The sequence below is a fragment of the Chitinimonas sp. BJB300 genome (assembly GCF_002735695.1).
Lineage (GTDB): Bacteria > Pseudomonadota > Gammaproteobacteria > Burkholderiales > Chitinimonadaceae > Chitinimonas.
The window spans coordinates 1-16074 of sequence record NZ_PDZH01000013.1 but is presented as its reverse complement, the minus strand read 5'-3'; the positions used below and the strand labels follow the sequence as shown (position 1 = coordinate 16074).

Annotated in this window: 12 protein-coding genes; 7 read left to right on the top strand and 5 right to left on the bottom strand. The window is 54.0% G+C overall.

Translation table 11 applies throughout. From position 1 onward, the window contains the following. Positions 1-69: 69 nt before the first annotated feature. A complete protein-coding gene (locus CSQ89_RS03670) occupies positions 70-1212 on the bottom strand; it encodes an imelysin family protein (protein ID WP_099404835.1) in 1143 nt (380 codons plus the stop codon). A 413-nt stretch (positions 1213-1625) separates the two neighbouring features. Here CSQ89_RS03670 and CSQ89_RS03665 point away from each other — a divergent pair, with 413 nt between their 5' ends. Continuing rightward, positions 1626-3227, top strand: coding sequence for a methyl-accepting chemotaxis protein (locus tag CSQ89_RS03665; protein WP_158228888.1), 1602 nt, complete (start codon positions 1626-1628; stop codon positions 3225-3227). 181 nt (positions 3228-3408) lie between these two features. On the opposite strand, the gene CSQ89_RS03660 is transcribed toward CSQ89_RS03665, so the two are convergent. Genes CSQ89_RS03660 through fur form a run of 3 tightly spaced genes read right to left on the bottom strand, consistent with a single transcriptional unit; the run spans position 3409 to position 5295 of the window. After that, positions 3409-4149 carry an arginyltransferase gene (locus CSQ89_RS03660; RefSeq protein WP_099404833.1) on the bottom strand — a complete coding sequence of 247 codons (741 nt, stop codon included), beginning with the start codon at positions 4147-4149 and terminating at the stop codon, positions 3409-3411. A gap of 1 nt (position 4150) precedes the next feature. Next, positions 4151-4858: a leucyl/phenylalanyl-tRNA--protein transferase gene (aat, locus tag CSQ89_RS03655; RefSeq protein ID WP_099404832.1), complete on the bottom strand. Its 708-nt coding sequence runs from the start codon at positions 4856-4858 to the stop codon at positions 4151-4153. Next, the gene (gene fur / locus CSQ89_RS03650; protein ID WP_099404831.1) at positions 4855-5295 is read right to left on the bottom strand and encodes a ferric iron uptake transcriptional regulator; all 441 of its coding nucleotides are present in this window, start codon (positions 5293-5295) and stop codon (positions 4855-4857) included. Before fur ends, aat begins: the two co-directional genes overlap by 4 nt. A 161-nt stretch (positions 5296-5456) precedes the next feature. On the opposite strand from fur, the gene CSQ89_RS03645 reads away from it, so the two are divergent. From CSQ89_RS03645 to CSQ89_RS03625, 5 genes are all read left to right on the top strand, one after another. After that, positions 5457-5822, top strand: coding sequence for an outer membrane protein assembly factor BamE (locus CSQ89_RS03645; protein ID WP_099404830.1), 366 nt, complete (start codon positions 5457-5459; stop codon positions 5820-5822). After that, a complete protein-coding gene (gene dapB, locus CSQ89_RS03640; RefSeq protein ID WP_099404829.1) occupies positions 5819-6628 on the top strand; it encodes a 4-hydroxy-tetrahydrodipicolinate reductase in 810 nt (269 codons plus the stop codon). Before CSQ89_RS03645 ends, dapB begins: the two co-directional genes overlap by 4 nt. A gap of 186 nt (positions 6629-6814) precedes the next feature. After that, positions 6815-7297 (top strand): ribonuclease E activity regulator RraA, encoded by a 483-nt coding sequence (rraA, locus tag CSQ89_RS03635; RefSeq protein WP_099404858.1) that lies wholly within the window; start codon positions 6815-6817, stop codon positions 7295-7297. Between the two features lie 283 nt (positions 7298-7580). Continuing rightward, positions 7581-10277: an IPT/TIG domain-containing protein gene (locus CSQ89_RS03630; protein WP_099404828.1), complete on the top strand. Its 2697-nt coding sequence runs from the start codon at positions 7581-7583 to the stop codon at positions 10275-10277. Between the two features lie 127 nt (positions 10278-10404). Further along, on the top strand, positions 10405-12075 hold the full coding sequence (locus CSQ89_RS03625; RefSeq protein WP_099404827.1) for a response regulator: 1671 nt from the start codon (positions 10405-10407) through the stop codon (positions 12073-12075). A 69-nt stretch (positions 12076-12144) separates the two neighbouring features. On the opposite strand, the gene CSQ89_RS03620 is transcribed toward CSQ89_RS03625, so the two are convergent. Further along, the gene (locus CSQ89_RS03620) at positions 12145-13311 is read right to left on the bottom strand and encodes an NAD(P)/FAD-dependent oxidoreductase (RefSeq protein ID WP_099404826.1); all 1167 of its coding nucleotides are present in this window, start codon (positions 13309-13311) and stop codon (positions 12145-12147) included. Between the two features lie 193 nt (positions 13312-13504). Here CSQ89_RS03620 and CSQ89_RS03615 point away from each other — a divergent pair, with 193 nt between their 5' ends. Next, on the top strand, positions 13505-15844 hold the full coding sequence (locus CSQ89_RS03615; protein ID WP_099404825.1) for an autotransporter domain-containing protein: 2340 nt from the start codon (positions 13505-13507) through the stop codon (positions 15842-15844). The last annotated feature ends 230 nt before the right edge of the window (positions 15845-16074 follow it).

Genomic DNA, 16074 nt, shown 5'->3' with positions numbered 1-16074 from the left:
AAAAAGCAAAACAGGGCATGGCTGCTATAGCCATGCCCCGGGTGATACGGTAGGACGGTAAACCGGTTATCAGGCCTTGGTGTTCAAGTTCTTGATACCCAGTACCTTGGCGGTATTCACCAAGTCAGAAGCCTGTTTCTTCAGCGAGTCGACTACGGCGCGTACCCGCTTGCGGCCCGGCGCGCTGTCTTTGCCGACGATTTCCTGATCAAAGGGTGATTGTATTTCCTGGGCCAGCTTGACTGAATTGGCGATATCGGCGCTGGTTTTCTCCGCGAGCTTGGCATCTTTGCCCGCAATGAGTTCACGCAAGGAAGCGCCCTTTAGGACACTGCCATCCGCACGGGTATAACTGCCTTCCCAAATATTCTGGATACCCTTGGCATTGGCTACCACGTCGCGGTGGGTATTGTCCGAGAAGCAGCTGTGTTCGTCTTCCTGTGACTTGGAAGCGAGTGCGACTTCCATACGTTCACCAGCCAACTCGCCACGCGACAGAACCCCCAGACCGGTGAGGATCTTTTGCATGGCTTCTTTGTCGGCCACGAAGTCGGCACGGTAGTTCTTGGCGTCGGGGGCCCACGCTTGGGTGAGGTTGTTCAAGTCGTCGACTAGCAGGTCGGTAACAATCTTCAGATAGGTGCGACGACGGTCTGCATTCTGGCCTTTGCCATCGATGAAGTCGCTGACAGGGCGGGCGCCAGGACCGGTTTTACTCAAGTCTTGGCCCCACAGCAGGAATTCGATCGCATGCCAGCCGGTACTGACGTTCTCTTCGCCACCTTTTTCATTCAGGCTTACCAGTGCCTCACGACTAAGTTTGGCCTTGGGGTTATTGATGATGCCGGCCCGCGTTTTGCCCTTCACATAATCGACATAGGCTTCATCCATCGGCCACGCGTTGATACGCCCTTCCGGGCCTTCTTCGCTATCAATCGGCCCGCTGTAAAAGCGGAAAGCTTCAGTCTGGCCATACCATTCACGTGCAGCCAGCCAGCTTTCCCGCGCTTTGGCGAGGGTTTCATCACTTGGGCTGGCAATCAGGGCATCAATCGCCGTTTGCAAGGTGCGGGTAGCACCCAGCGCATCGGCATAGCTGGCATGGACCACCGTGGCGTAATGCTCAGCGACCGCTTGCGGTGTGGTGTCTGCGCGTGCAACCACGCTGCCGGCTAGAAGTGCGGCGATCAAAGTCAGGCGAAAGGCGGTCATCAAGGGGTTCCATGATAAGTGCTACTAATTGGCGTGAAATGCTAACTTAGAATGCGAATAATTATCAAATTGGAAAACATTATGGGATGAGGCTGATATGTAGGCAGTATAAAGATTTACCGACGGATGGCTTCCGATAGCTTTGACCGTCGGAATGCGCTCACGGCCGCGCCCACAAAACAGGTATCAGCATCGAAAAGGGGCCCGTCGAAGTAATCTCAGGCAAGAAGGTGTCAGTTCAATTGCCTATAAATTTACTACTGTGGAATCACCTTTCCCGGAGTCATGGCGTTGTGATGGGAAATGACAGCGTTGCTCATAGAAGCATGCGTCGCTTATGGATTGAGCTGGAGGAGAAGGCAATGGAACATATAACGATCAAGTATCGGCTCCTTTTATTAGGTGCTATTGCGATGACAGTTATGCTAGTGGTTGGCGGTGTTGGTTACTTCAGTAGTCGGAATTTGACCGATGCGATAATGCGGTCGGATCAGATGGTCAGCCTGCTACGAAACCAGACCGAAGCGGACATGATGCATGACGCTATCCGGTCGGATGTACTGCATATGTTTTGGCTGATGGCGCAGCAGCCGGCACCTAAAAAGGAGGCGATTGACGAGGTGCGTACTGATCTGGCCGAGCATCTGGGAAATTTTCGGGATCTTGTCGATAAGAACGACAAGATGGATTTTCTGCCCAGTGCAGAGCGTGCTGCGTTGGATGCGCTGAAGCCCAATTTGGCCAGCTACGCTACTCAGGCTCAGGTTGCGCTGGATAAGTTTGAACAACACGCGCCGGAGGCCGATGCAGCTTTCCAGGCATTTTCGAGCAGCTTTTCCAAGCTCGAAGATAGTATGGAGAATTTCAGCAAGCTGATTGAGACAACTTCGCAAGCCCGCCACAAAGAGCAGGCTGAGATGATTGCCCAGGTGCAGCAAATCAGCGTCGGGGTAATTGTAGTGGGTGCGATTATCCTGTTCGTCGCTATCTGGTGGATTGTCGGTGGTATCACCGGCCCGCTGGAAATGATCAGGGGTTTTCTGCTCCGCATCGAAGGCGACCTTACGCTTCGACTACCCGACCTGGGCCGTAACGAAATCGGCGATACAGCCAGATCGGTGAATCGTCTGATTGAGGAGCAAGCCCGTACTATTGAACTTATCCAACGTGCAGTGCATAGCGTGGACGATGTTTCCGCTGAGTTGAAAGACCGGGCGGCGGACACCTGCGTACAGACCGAGGAAGCCAGCGTTCAGGCGTCACGAATCGGCAAAGCGGCAGAAGAGCTATCGGTAGCGGTGCAGCAGGTGAGTGCCAGCATCCAGCGTACCGTAGACCGCGCAAATGATGCGGCTACCACCGCTAAACAAGCGCATCAAAGCATTGCACGTTCTCAAGCTGCCAGTGAACAGTTAACCCGAGCAAGTGCGCAATCCTCCTCAATGATCGATGCACTTAGCCAAGCTGCAAATCAGATAGGGCAGGTGGCATCTGTCATCAAGGAAATTGCCGAGCAGACCAATTTGCTGGCACTTAATGCAGCAATAGAAGCTGCCCGGGCCGGTGAGAGCGGCCGTGGCTTTGCTGTCGTGGCGGATGAGGTGCGTAAGCTCGCGGAAAGAACAGCTACATCTACGGCGGATATCAGCCAGATGACGCAGCAGATCGAATCTGCCACCCGCTCTGCAGCTGCGGCAATGCGTGAGGTGAGCGAGGGTGTAGGCCAAGGCGTGGTTGATTTGGGAGAGGCCATGGGTGGGCAAGAAGCTATCCTGCGCGACACCGGCACCATGCGTGAATTGGCGACCGATATAGCCGATGCTACCCGCAGCCAGGTCGCGTCGGTAGAAGACACCACATCAAGCATGGTTGAAATTGGCCAACACATTCAGGCTGCAGCGATTGATATGCGTGCCATTGATGATGGTGTCGAACAGTTACGCCAAGTAGTCAGTGAATTACGGCAGCATGTGGGGCATTTTCGTGTGGGGGTACCATCAGCAAGCCATACCTGAGTGCTAAGAACCTGTCTAAAGTCTGCTGCGCGTCGGCAATATGGCGTTGAAAACATCCTCGGAATGCTCATTTACAACTTGTAAACTCTGCTTCCTCGGCTGTTTTCGCCTTATCTTGCCTTAGCTCGCGAGACTTTAGACACGTTCTAAGAGGTTGCCCGCTACAGCCTGGCAACAGGCTTTAGGCAGTTTCTTCATATGGAGAAAGCAGCCGCCAAACCCCGTCAATCAGACCTTCTATGGGATTGAAGCGTGTCTTATAAGCCATCTTGCGGCATTCGCTTATCCAATACCCGAGGTAGACATGCGGCAGTTGCAACTGTTGGGTGCGTTCTACCTGCCAGAGAATGTTGTAAGTACCGTAGCTGGCATTGAGATCAGTGGGGTCAAAAAAGGTATAGACCGAGGACAGCCCATCGTTGAGCTGGTCAATCAGGCTGACCATCTTGAGTTGGCCATCCAGACGAAATTCAGCCAGGAAACTGTCTACTTGGCTCTTCAGGATGAAGTTTTCGTATTGTTCGCGGCTGTCTTCGTCCATGCCGCCGCCGCTATGGCGTTGTTTTTGGTATTGATGGTAGAGCGCGTAGTGGTCGTCCTGGTATAGCAAGGGCAGGATGGCGACGCTCAGATTTTCGTGTCGTTTCAAGGTGCGGCGCTGGGTTCTGTCTGGCAGGAATTCATCGGCGCGTAGCCGTACCGGTACACAGGCGCGGCACTGGTCACACCAGGGCCGGTAGGTGAACAAGCCACTACGGCGGAAACCACTGCGCACCAGTTGGCTATAGATATGGGCATCAATCAGCTCAGCGGGAATAGCCACCTGCGAGCGCGCCATCTGGTTATTCAGATAGCTGCACTGATAGGGGGCTGTCGCATAAAACTGCAGGCGGATTAGGCGACTGTCGCTGGGATGGCTCACGTTATTCCTCCCACTTTCGCGTGGTCGGGTATTGCCATGGCCCGGCTATGCCGGGTAGTTGATTCAGTCTAGCCAGTTCGTTGCAAAAGACATCCCGGTTGATTTCACGGGCGCCAAACCGACTGAGGTGTGCCGTATGCATCTGGCAATCGATCAAGCCAAACCCTTCTGTCTGAAGCCAGCGTACGAGGTGCGCAAAAGCGATTTTGGATGCATCGGGCCGCCTTGCAAACATCGATTCGCCATAGAACATTCTACCTATGGCCACGCCGTAAAGACCACCTGCCAGCTCGCCATCCATCCAGCACTCGGCCGAATGCGCCCACCCCAGGTCATGTAGTTGGCAATAGGCATCAATGATTGCCGGACTTACCCAAGTGCCCTCCTGGTCGGCGCGCTGTATGGTGGCGCAGCACTGCATTACCCGCCGAAAGGCAGTATCAAAGCGTATTTCGTAAGATTTGTGGCGTAGGGTTTTGGCCAGCGAGCGGGGAATATGCAGCTCACTTGGCACAAGCACCATGCGAGGGTCCGGGCTCCACCACAGAATGGGTTCTCCGGCCGAATACCAGGGGAAAATGCCTTGGCCGTAGGCCAGGAGAAGTCGTTCTGGACTGAGATCACCGCCGACAGCCAGCAAGCCATTGGGCTCAACCAAGGCGGACTGCAAAGGGGGGAAGGCCAACTCCCGGCCCAGCCAAGGGATCATTGCGTTTTCAGTTTGCCCGCGAGGCGGGTCTGGCAGTCTTCACAAATTCCATACAAGTACATTGCATGATCCTGGATCATGAAATTGTGTTTCTTGGCGATGGTGTCCTGACGCTTTTCAATCTCAGCGTCGAAGAACTCATCGACTTTGCCACACTTCACACAAACCAAGTGGTCATGATGACCCCCTTGGTTCAATTCGAAAACCGCCTTGCCTGATTCGAAGTGGTGCCGCACCAAAAGGCCGGCCTGTTCGAATTGGGTCAAGACCCGATAAACCGTAGCGAGGCCCACATCGTCTTGCTCATCAAGCAACATACGGTAGACATCTTCCGCCGTCAGGTGACGTTGGTCGCTGGTTTCAAACAGGTTGAGAATTTTCAGCCGGGGGCCAGTGGCCTTCAGGCCGGCATCTTTGAGATCGCTTGCTTTGCTCATGATCGCGTCCGGGGAGATAGGTTCTGGAATAAGGTTCGCAGTATGATACGGCACTTCCGTGCCTTGCCGCAGTCTAGGGTTTCTACTGCCTAGATTTGTCTGGCCGTTGAAAATTGCTTAAAAGCTCCCGAATTCTCTTATTTACGGTTTATTTGTAACCCATGCGCACACTCTTGATTATCTTTCTGCTGGCTGGATTGTCGGCCTGCAGCTACCTCACCCCTTATAAGTTGGATGTGCCACAAGGTAATGCCGTCACTGCCGACCAAGTAGACAAACTCAAGATCGGTATGTCACGTGCCCAAGTACGGTTTGCGCTTGGTACGCCGTTGCTGGCGGATGCATTTCATCCCAATCGTTGGGACTATCTTTACTACGAGAGCAAGGGAGGCAAACCCTCCCAGAACAAGCGCTATTACGTGCAGTTTGAAGGCGATCGCTTGATTGGCATGGGCGGCGAGTCCCTGCCAGCCCGTACTGTCGTTGTCGGCAAGGCGCCGCCTAACCCGAGGGAGCAGGCAAAATGAGTCGGCCATTGCGTATTGCCGTTGCGGGTGCTTCGGGCCGTATGGGGCGGGAGCTGATCAATACCGTAACAGCCCATCCAGATTGCGTACTGAGCGTGGCATTGGATCGTGAAACGGCAACGTCGCTAGGGCAGGATGCCGGCTTGCCGTTGGGCCGGAATACCGGGGTGTCGATACGAAGTGATTTTCGTACTGCCTTGAAAGACGCTGATGTCTTGATTGATTTTACCCGCCCGGAGGGGACCTTGGCCCATCTGGCGATCTGCCGGGAACTAGGGGTGAATATGATTGTGGGCACCACGGGTTTTGATGAGGTGGGTAAGGCAGCACTCAAGGCGGCGGGGCGCGATATAGGTGTTGTGTCTGCCGCCAACTTTAGCGTGGGTGTGAATCTCAGCTTCAAGTTACTCGATATCGCTGCACGCGTGCTGAATACCGGGTATGACATCGAAGTCGTTGAAGCCCATCACCGCCACAAAGTAGACGCGCCATCAGGCACCGCTTTACGTATGGGAGAAGTGCTGGCCGATGCGCTTGGCAGGGACCTGAAGACATGCGCCGTCTATGGCCGTGAGGGGGTTACCGGTGCACGTGACCCTTCCACCATTGGCTTTGCCACTGTGCGGGGTGGGGATGTGGTGGGCGACCATACGGTCATGTTCATGGCAGAGGGCGAGCGGGTTGAGATTACGCATAAGGCAAGTTCCCGCGCCACGTTCGCACAAGGTGCTTTGCGTTCGGCATTATGGTTGCGTCAGCAGCCCGTCGGACTTTACGATATGCAGGATGTGCTAGGGCTACGTTAGGTCGGATGGTACTGCTGGATGCCGACACTGTCCAAAGTGCCCATTCAATTAACGTAAATTCAAATAGAAACAAATTCTTGCCGATCGTCGGCCGAATATCAGTTCAGACAATAACGGGGAGCCGAGTGCTCCCCGTTTTGCTAGGCTCGATTGAGCCCTTTGCACTTTTACACGGGAATGGACTTGATGCATTACATGACGACGGAACTTAGTGATGAATACGGTGAACAAGTACAGGTGCTTGATCCGTTGTTTCGCCACTTTGGCCAAAATGTACGATTTGCGGGCCCTATTGCTACATTGAAGGTATTCGAAGACAACAGTTTGGTGCGTATCACGCTGGAGACCCCGGGTAATGGCCGTGTACTGGTAGTCGATGGTGGTGGCAGTTTGCGGTGTGCGTTGGTGGGCGGCCAACTAGGTGAATTGGCGGTTAAGAATAACTGGGTGGGTATCGTGGTGTATGGCTGTGTCCGCGATTCAGTCGAGCTCAATACCCAGGCCGTTGGTATTCGGGCTCTGGCCACACATCCACGCAAGAGTGTGAAAAAAGGGGAAGGAAGCAGCAATGTTCCGGTGCAGTTTGCCGGTGTGCGCTTTCAGCCGGGTTATTGGTTGTATGCCGATGAAGATGGCATGGTGGTTTCACCCCAATCGCTGGCTACATAGCATCGTCAGCCAAGGATTTGCTGACAAGTGCATGCTGCCTCGCAATGGCATAGGTCAGCAAGTCTAAAACCTTTTTGGGCTCTTGTTGGAAGTGGTTATCAGTGAGTTGAAGTGCAGCGCTGAATGTACCGAGGTACATGACAGTCTGCGAATTTCCGTGCGCGGAGCGCGATAGCAGTCTGGCGTCTCGCGAGCAGTGGATTTTGAGCAGCACATGAACCTTGATTACGGCTATGCCGTGAGATTGTGAATAGGTTCTTGGTTACTTGATGGAGACTGAACCATGCCTATCCATGCCCGAATATTGATAACTTGCTTGATCATGCTTCTGGCGGCCTGTAGTGGGGATGGAGGTTCCGGGACCAGCACGGGAACAGGCACGGGCACTGGGACGGTGCTCAGCTTGGTCATCAGTGACGTCAGCCCACGATCTGCGGTTCCCGGTGCAACGTTGACCGTTACTGGCGTGGGGATGAGCAAGGTTACACTTGCGCGTTTGGCCGGCGTGGATGCCAGTTTTACGGTGGTCTCCGACACTGTTCTTAAAGTAGTTGTACCCTCCACTACAAATACGGGGATATTGGCATTAAGTGCTTCAAGTGGGACAGCGTCAGCGAGCACCAGCACGAGTTTCAGCATTGTGGTTGAACAGCCCTCCGTCGGAGGTATTTCGCCTGCCTCGGTCGTGCCAGGCCTGACTATCACCATTACCGGCAGCTTTCTAGACCAAGTGGCGAGTGTGCAACTTGGTACGTTGACGCTTCCTATAAGCAGCCAGTCTGCCACTCAATTGGTGGTGACGGTCCCGACCAATGCGTTGACGGGTACGCCTGTATTGATTACCAAGAGTGGTGTCAGTATCACCAGCCAAGTCGGGGTGGTGATACTGACACCATTGGCAGTCGCGAGCTTGAGCCCGGTTGAAGGGCTGGTTGGTACCGACATCACCTTGGTGGGGGCGGGTTTGGATCGAGTTAAACAGGTTTTGTTTGGTAGTGTGCCGGGCACGTTGGGCAACAAGCAGTTTGGTCAGTTGGTGGTTTCGGTACCAACTAATGCCAGTTTGGTTAGTGGAACACTCACTTTAGTTGCCGATGACAGTTCCCTGACTACAACGCAGACCTTTCGTGTTGCTCCAAGGATTGTGGCTAGCAGTTTTAGTCCACAGTTTGGTTTGGCTGGAACCGTTGTGACAATCACTGGGACGGGTTTTAGCGAAGTGACCAGTTTGAGCTTGTCCGGCGTTGCACAAACCATTGCGGCAGGCCGTACTGATACGTCATTAAGTTTTACTGTACAACCAAGTGCGACAACAGGATCCATTTTACTGATGTCCAGTAGTCAGCCACCCGTTAATGCGGGGCAATATTCTGTGAGTTCCTCTGCAGTCGCAACCATTAGCCGAATTGATTTCGTGCAGACCTATTCACAAACCGCAGGAGCTCAATACCAACGTTTGGTTCCGGGTAAGCCGGCTATTGTACGGGCCTACGTGACAAGCACGAATGGGCTGGCTAATCCAGGCATCACTTTATTAGTAAAGAATGGAAGCAATGTGCTGGTTAGTCTGCCTATGACAGGAGGTCCAGCTACCTTGCCTACGACGCAGAGTCCGCTTGATCTCTCACAAACCTACAATGCGACACTGACAGCAGCGCAAGTCGTTAGTGGGCTCAATGTGACGGTCAGTGTGCCGGCCGGGGCTGGGGGTGCTAGTTTGGATGCTACCCCTGTGATGGGAACCGCATCCAGTCTTAAATTGACACTTGTACCTATCCGTACGGGCGTTGTAGATGGCACTGCACCAACGCCGGCTGCTGCACGTACAGCGATATTACGGACATTGCCCTTGGCCACTACTAATCTGGATATCACCACTCGGGCTTTATATTCCACACCAGCGGTTGCCAGTCCGCCATCTTCTCAGGCAGATTGGAGTGCGGTGCTCAGTGATCTAGAAGCGACACGGGATAATGAAGGTAATGGGCGGCAGTATTTTGGTTTTGTGCCGAAGGCTAATACCAATGGTTCGTTTTTAGCTGGTTTGGCATATGTCAATAGCGTAGGTAGCAGTAGTGCGCTTTCAGGCATTGGCTTGGATACGGGTTACTCCGATTGGGCAGATACCTTTATTCATGAAATGGGGCATAACTTCAGTCGTCGTCATGCGCCTTGCGGTGGAGCCGGCAATCCTGATCCAAGTTACCCCTATGCAGGTGGTGTATTGGGTAGCGCTCCACTCTATGACATGAATAGTGTTTATGCTGTTAACTACAGTGGCACGGGTGCACCGGGCAGTTTAGTTGACCCGGCTGGACTCAATGACATCATGGGTTATTGTTCAGATTCCAGTTGGTTCTCCGATTACAACTACAATGCAACGCAAACCTATTTGCAGTCCATTACCTTTCCTCTGTTGATAAACCAGGCACCTGAAACCGACTTGTTGGTAATCAGTGGGGCAATAGACACCAATGGTGTGCACTTCGCCACCCCGACTGCCAAACGCGGATTTCCTAGTTACGATGCTGGGGGTGCATACCGGCTCCGGATGACGCTGGCGGATGGTACCGTGCGTGAGCAACCGGTTCGTAGCGTGCCGGTAGAGGATGGTGCACCCGGCCTTGAGCATTTCAATCTTGCTATCCCTTACCCTGGGCCGCTGGCTAAGTTGGAGATGTTGAAGAATGGCCGGCTATTGAATCAACCGGCACCTATTGCAGCAAAGCAGATCGGTACGGTTGATAGCGCGCCGATGGTGAATTGGCGTGAAGAGCATGGCATGCTGATAGTCAGTTGGAATGCCGCAGCCTTCCCGAGCCTCAGTGTGACGCAGGTGGGTAGCGAACGACGTGTGCTGGCAATGAATTTGAAAGGTGGCAGCGCCACGGTTCCACTAACGGCAATACCTGAAGGTGGTCGATACGAGTTTGTGCTGGCGCATGCATTGGATGCACGTATCTTGTACGCCAAGCGCTGATAATAAGGCGCTACAGGCAGCGAATAGTGTGAGGCTGATTAGGACGCGATGCCGAGCAATATGAAGGGCTTGGTTACTCGTGATATTGACAGGCTTAAAGATGGTTTAACCCCATTGGTGCCCTCACATGTTGCCACAGCGTTCCCTATCCGCTCTTGTGGCCGACCCTTCTTCCACGGCCCGCCTATCGCTACGCTCCATCCTTCAGGGCTTTGACATCCCTCGTATAGATACGGCCAGCACGCTCCATGAAACCAAGCGACGGCTCTTGGAAAACAAGTACGACATCGTACTGTGCGAGTTCCATTTCGATACGGAAGAAACCGGGCAGGATTTGTTGGAAGAGATGCGAGAGAAGAAGGCGTTGCCACTTTTTACCATCTTCATCATGGTAACGGGCGAGGCCAGCTATCCGCGCGTGGTGGGTGTGGCCGAGGAAACGCCGGACGATTACATGCTCAAGCCAGTCCAGGCAGGTAACTTGTCCGAGCGGATCGAAAAGGCATTCAATCGCCGCCAGGCCTTGATGGAAATCTATGAAGGGCTCAACGCCAAAAACTACAACCAGGCGTTGAAGGCTGCCCAGCAGATGATGGGCGTCAAGAGTCCATACCTGACGGATATCGCGAAATTAGCAGCCAATATTTTGATGCGCTTGGGGCGACTGGAGGAATCCGCTGCCATGTACCGGCGGATACTCGAAACGCGTAATCCAGCTTGGGCCAAGCTGGGGTTGGCACGTGTGGCATTGCGCCAGGGTGACAAGCCCACGGCTGAGGCTGCGATGCAGGACATCATCGGCCAGCACCTGCGTTATCTGCCGGTGTACAACCAACTGAACGATTTTTATCTCGCGGACGAGCGTTTCGCCGAGGCGCTGGATATTACCGAGCAAGCCATCAAGATTACCCCACACAGCCTGAAGCGACTGCAACTGGCCGGTCAGTTGGCTTACAGTCTGGGACAGCCTGACAAAGCGACTGAATACCTTACCAAGGCGGTAAAGATCAATGGCAAAGCGATTGACCTCGACTACCGTACCTTGTTTCACCTTACGTTATTGCAATTCGACCAAGGTCATGCTGGCGATGCCGCCAGTTTGGTGAAGCAGCTGGCCGCCAAGCAAAAACATGAAAATGCCGATTGTGATGGCTTACGCGGCGCATGGTATGGCGAGTTGGCACAAGCTGGTGAAGCCATTGCCAAACGCGAGCCGCTGGCGGCGATTGATATCATGCGCAATCTGGCAGGCAATTGGGATGCGCTCGATTTCAACTTTGAGTTTGCGCTCGACTACTTCACGGTGGTGGATCGACTTTATGCCGATGATATTTCAGGAACTTTGGCCGAATGGGTCGAGCCCATCGCCTTGCGTTTTGGTACAGGCCGTAGTGCCCAGGAATTGTTGGTGCAAAAGCTCGCCAACCGCCCCTCATTGCTGGTAGTGCTGGCTTCTGCCGGTGACCATGTCGCACAAATTGCCAACCAGGCTGCGGAACTCATGGTGCAGGAGAATTTCCGCGCCGCTACCGAGATATTGATTGCCGAAGGCCAACGTACCCACAACAACCGCCTGCTTGCAGCCGCGGCCAATGCAGCCGCCAAGAGTTACCAAACCTTGCGCGATCCAGTATTCAAGGAACAGGCGGAGGCTTGCCTCGCGAGCATGGTGCCGTCCGACGCAGCGTTGACCCATCGTATTGAAGCCACCTTGGCTGAGGTGGTGCCAAATCCCCCTCAAAATGAGGAGACGGCGGAAAGTCCCCCCCAGCAACCCGATTCCGATAGCGATGCGTAGTCAACAATTGCTCGGCGTCGTGTAAAACATAGGGTTAATGATCAGGCAAGAGATGTTTGAGCACTAATGCTAGGCGTATTGACCAGCCACCCAGCCCGATGACCACGCCCACTGGAAGTTGTACCCTCCCAGCCAACCAGTCACATCTACTACTTCGCCTACAAAGAACAATCCTGGGACATTTTTAGACATCAGGGTCTTGCTTGATAACGCATCGGTATCAACGCCACCGCGCGTGACTTCGGCCTTCTTGTAGCCCTGGCTGCCACTGGGGACAACGCGCCAGTTGTGCAAGCGCTGCGCCACGCTATCGAGTTCGCGCACGGTGTACTGCTTCATCGGCTTGATGGGGACAATGGCTTCGCAGAAGGCTTGGGCAAAGCGCTTGGGCAGCCAATCTGCCAATACATTGGGTAATAGCGTATCGGCGCGTTTTGCTTCCTCAAACAGAGCATGGGCATCCCGACCGGGCAGTAGGTCCAGTGCAATTTCCTGTCCAGGTCGCCAATAAGAAGAAATCTGCAAAATGGCAGGCCCAGAAACACCGCGATGCGTGAAGAGCACGTTTTCGCGGAAATTCGGCCCTTCACCACCATGTGCATCGCAGTCCAGCGATACTCCCGCCAGTTCATTGAAAAGATCTTTCGGCTCGAAAGTCAGCGGCACGAGCGCTGCTGCCAATGGTGTGATGGGTAGGCCAAACTGCTTGGCTATCTCATACCCAAAACCCGTCGCCCCAATGGGGGGAATCGACAATCCTCCCGTTGCAATGATCACGCTTTGGCATTGCCAGCGTTCTTGTAGTGTATCGACCTGAAACCCGGTATTGGTTTTGGTAATGCCCTGGATAGCAGTACCCGTGCGCCATACCGTTCCACCCAGGTCGCATTCTGCCTGGAGCAGGTCGATGATGTCCTGTGCCGATTTATCGCAGAACAATTGGCCAAGTTTTTTCTCATGCCAGGCAATGCCGTATCGATTAACTAAGTCGATGAAGTCTTGCGCTGTGTACTGCGCCAACGCCGACTTGCAAAAATGTGGATTACGCGACAAATAGCGTTCGGCGGTGGTTTGTGTATTGGTGAAATTGCAACGACCACCCCCCGAGATTCGAATCTTCTCGGCCAAGCGCTCGCTATGATCAATCAGTGTAACGCCGCGTCCGCGTTGGCTTGCGCTGGCTGCAGCCATCATACCGGCAGCGCCGGCACCGATGACAATAACGTCTGTTTCCAAGTGTTCCACCTAGTGTAAAAGCTCTCTAGTCGCTATAGTTGCGACAAAATAAGCCCCGCCAAGCCAGTCCCTATGCGGGTTCTGACTCATCGACCCAGTGTGTAAACCAGGTCGGCCAAGCGTCCAACATGCTGCGCGAGCGGGGCAGCATCGAATTCTAAAGCTCAACTACCTCTAAGAGAGACACAAAAAAATGAAACGCATTGGTTTGGCCCGTAAAACGTTTACCGCCTTTGCTGTGAGCGCAGCGCTTGCTCCAGCCTCCGTGCTGGCTGCAGGTAGTTTTTCGAATACCTACTTTTTTGGCGATAGCCTGACGGACACGGGAGCCTTTGGTAACCCGGCTGCGGGCACGGGTAATGTGCGTTTTACGACCAACTGGGCTAACTTCTATGCCGATTACTTGGCTGCCAAGTATGGTAAGACTTTGACCTCAGTCAACAGCGCGAATCCTGCCTTGGGTACGACTGGCAATAACTACGCACAGGGCGGTGCTCGGGCTACTGAAGTAGCTGGCGCACCAGCCGACTTGGCAGCCCAGGTAACCAATTTTCTAGCCAATAATGGTGGCAAGGCCGACCCGAATGCGCTTTATACCGTTTGGATTGGTGGCAATGACGTGGTGCCGGCGCTAACTGCGGCAACGGGAACAGGTGGTGCGTTGGCAGGACAGGCCATTATGACGCAAGCGGCTACCGATGCGGTGACTCAAGTTGCCACGCTTAAGGCCGCAGGGGCCAAGCGAATTCTGGTGTTGAATGCGCCAGATGTCAGCAAGACACCGCGTATTTTCTTTACCGTAGCAGATGCTGCTGCCGCTACGGTGGCGCAGAACGTTGCTGCCGGCGCGGGTGGTGCAACGGCTTATGCAACCAGTTTGCTCGGTGCCGTCAACCCTGCGCTGGCAGGTAATGCCGCATTGGTGGCGGCTACGGCCACGGCGCTGACCAGTGTCAAACCAGCTACATTGGCCAGCAGTGTTCATACTGCGCTGAATACCAATGCTGCCAGCACTGCTGCTACTGTGAGCAACGCGTCAACGGCAGCGACCAACTCGATTGTCTCTGGTTACCCGGCTGCCGCTGCCAAAGCAGTTGCAGACGTGCTGTTTGGTGCGGGAGTACTCACCACAACAGCGCAATACAATGCAACACTTGCTGCCTTAACCGCTGGTATCTCGGCTCAGACAAGCGCAAGTCTCAATGCTCAGTCAGCCACTATCAATAGCCAGATTTCGGGAGGTTATGCATCGGCTACGGCAGGCGCTTTGGGCTTGGTAGATAGTGTCTTTAACCCTAGCCTTACAGCAGGGCTGAGCGCCTTGGGTGCTGATGGTTCCATTATCCAATTGGATGTGAACCGTCTGATGAAGGAAGTACTAGCAAATCCAAGCGCCTATGGTTTTGCCAACATAACCGGCAATGCTTGTGCTACCGATGCCAATAACTGCTTTAGCGGTGCGAATGGCGTACCGATGTCAGCAGGTTACGACGGTAGCCAGCAGTATTTCTTCTCCGATACGTTCCACCCCACCCCGGAAGTGCATCGCGCGGTATACCAATACATTGCCTCGGTGTTGGATGCCCCTTACTTCGCTGCTCAATTGGTCAACGCCCAGACGGCTGCGCCACAGTCCGCACAAGCTGCTATTGATGAGCGTGGTGTACGGGCACGTTCGGTAAACGGTATGGACGTTTACTTCCGTATGAATCGTTTGCATAACGATTTCCAAGGTAGTGCTGAGACTCTGGAAAGTGGTGGCGCCAATACTGCCGCGACCTTGGGTATGGATACCCAGATTGGTGCGAATGCTGTCGTGGGTGCGGCTGTTACCCAAGTCCGCCACAGCACTGAATTCGCCAACGGTGTCGGCGAATTCCGCGCCATCAGCCGTTTGATGTCGCTGTATGGCCGGTACGACCTGGGCATGATGTCATTGGGTGGTGATGTATTCTTTGGTTCGTCTCGCTTTGATAGCATCGATCGTCATATCACGTTGGGTACAGCAACGCGTACTGAGAGCGGCGATACCAGTGGTACGACGGTGGGTTTCCGTTTACAAGGTAGCTATACCATGGCCTTGGGTTCACTATCCCTGATTCCTACTGCCAGCTTGGCTTTTAGCGAGAAGACTGTAGGTGGCTATGCTGAAAAGAATCAGTGTGGCACTGTCGCGGCGCCGATTGCCTGTAGCACCACGATGCGTTTCGACAAGCAACGGATGGAGTCGCTCTTACTCGGTTTGGGTGGTAAGGCTGAGATGAACATGGGCAATGTCACGCCGTTTGCTTCGCTCATGGCCTATAAGGACACCAAGGACGATGCACGTACTGTGAGATCTGGCTTGGTGACGCAACCCACTACATTTAACACCGATGTCGGTGCACCTGACTCCAGCTATATGGTAGCGATGGGTGGCGTACGGGCGAGCTTCACCAAGACCCTGGCCGGTTATGTCAGCTACAGCCACACGTTTGGTTTGGGTAAAGAGAAGCGCAACGCTTTAGGATTTGGTTTGCAAGGCAGTTTCTAAAGTACGCCAGACCTGAAAAACGCAGCATGGTCTGTTGAAATACTAGTGACTAATAGTTGGTTGCAGTAGTTATGCCTCAGCCCCGACTCAAGAGAGTCGGGGTTTTTTTATGTGCGCCCAGCATGGGCGCACTCCTGCGGGTGGAAGTCCCGCCGTAAGTTGATCACAGCGAACGAAGTGAAGCGCAACTGCGTGAGGGCGACCGAGCGTGGGAAGGAAGCGTGGATCGT

Excerpts from the sequence above, each read along its gene's own strand:
- rraA (WP_099404858.1), top strand. The coding sequence starts at position 6,815 with ATGCATTACATGACGACGGAACTTAGTGATGAATACGGTGAACAAGTA.
- CSQ89_RS03645 (WP_099404830.1), top strand. The coding sequence starts at position 5,457 with ATGCGCACACTCTTGATTATCTTTCTGCTGGCTGGATTGTCGGCCTGC.
- CSQ89_RS03630 (WP_099404828.1), top strand. The coding sequence starts at position 7,581 with ATGCCTATCCATGCCCGAATATTGATAACTTGCTTGATCATGCTTCTG.
- CSQ89_RS03625 (WP_099404827.1), top strand. The coding sequence starts at position 10,405 with ATGTTGCCACAGCGTTCCCTATCCGCTCTTGTGGCCGACCCTTCTTCC.
- dapB (WP_099404829.1), top strand. The coding sequence starts at position 5,819 with ATGAGTCGGCCATTGCGTATTGCCGTTGCGGGTGCTTCGGGCCGTATG.
- CSQ89_RS03615 (WP_099404825.1), top strand. The coding sequence starts at position 13,505 with ATGAAACGCATTGGTTTGGCCCGTAAAACGTTTACCGCCTTTGCTGTG.
- CSQ89_RS03670 (WP_099404835.1), bottom strand. The coding sequence starts at position 1,212 with ATGACCGCCTTTCGCCTGACTTTGATCGCCGCACTTCTAGCCGGCAGC.
- fur (WP_099404831.1), bottom strand. The coding sequence starts at position 5,295 with ATGAGCAAAGCAAGCGATCTCAAAGATGCCGGCCTGAAGGCCACTGGC.
- CSQ89_RS03665 (WP_158228888.1), top strand. The coding sequence starts at position 1,626 with ATGACAGTTATGCTAGTGGTTGGCGGTGTTGGTTACTTCAGTAGTCGG.
- aat (WP_099404832.1), bottom strand. The coding sequence starts at position 4,858 with ATGATCCCTTGGCTGGGCCGGGAGTTGGCCTTCCCCCCTTTGCAGTCC.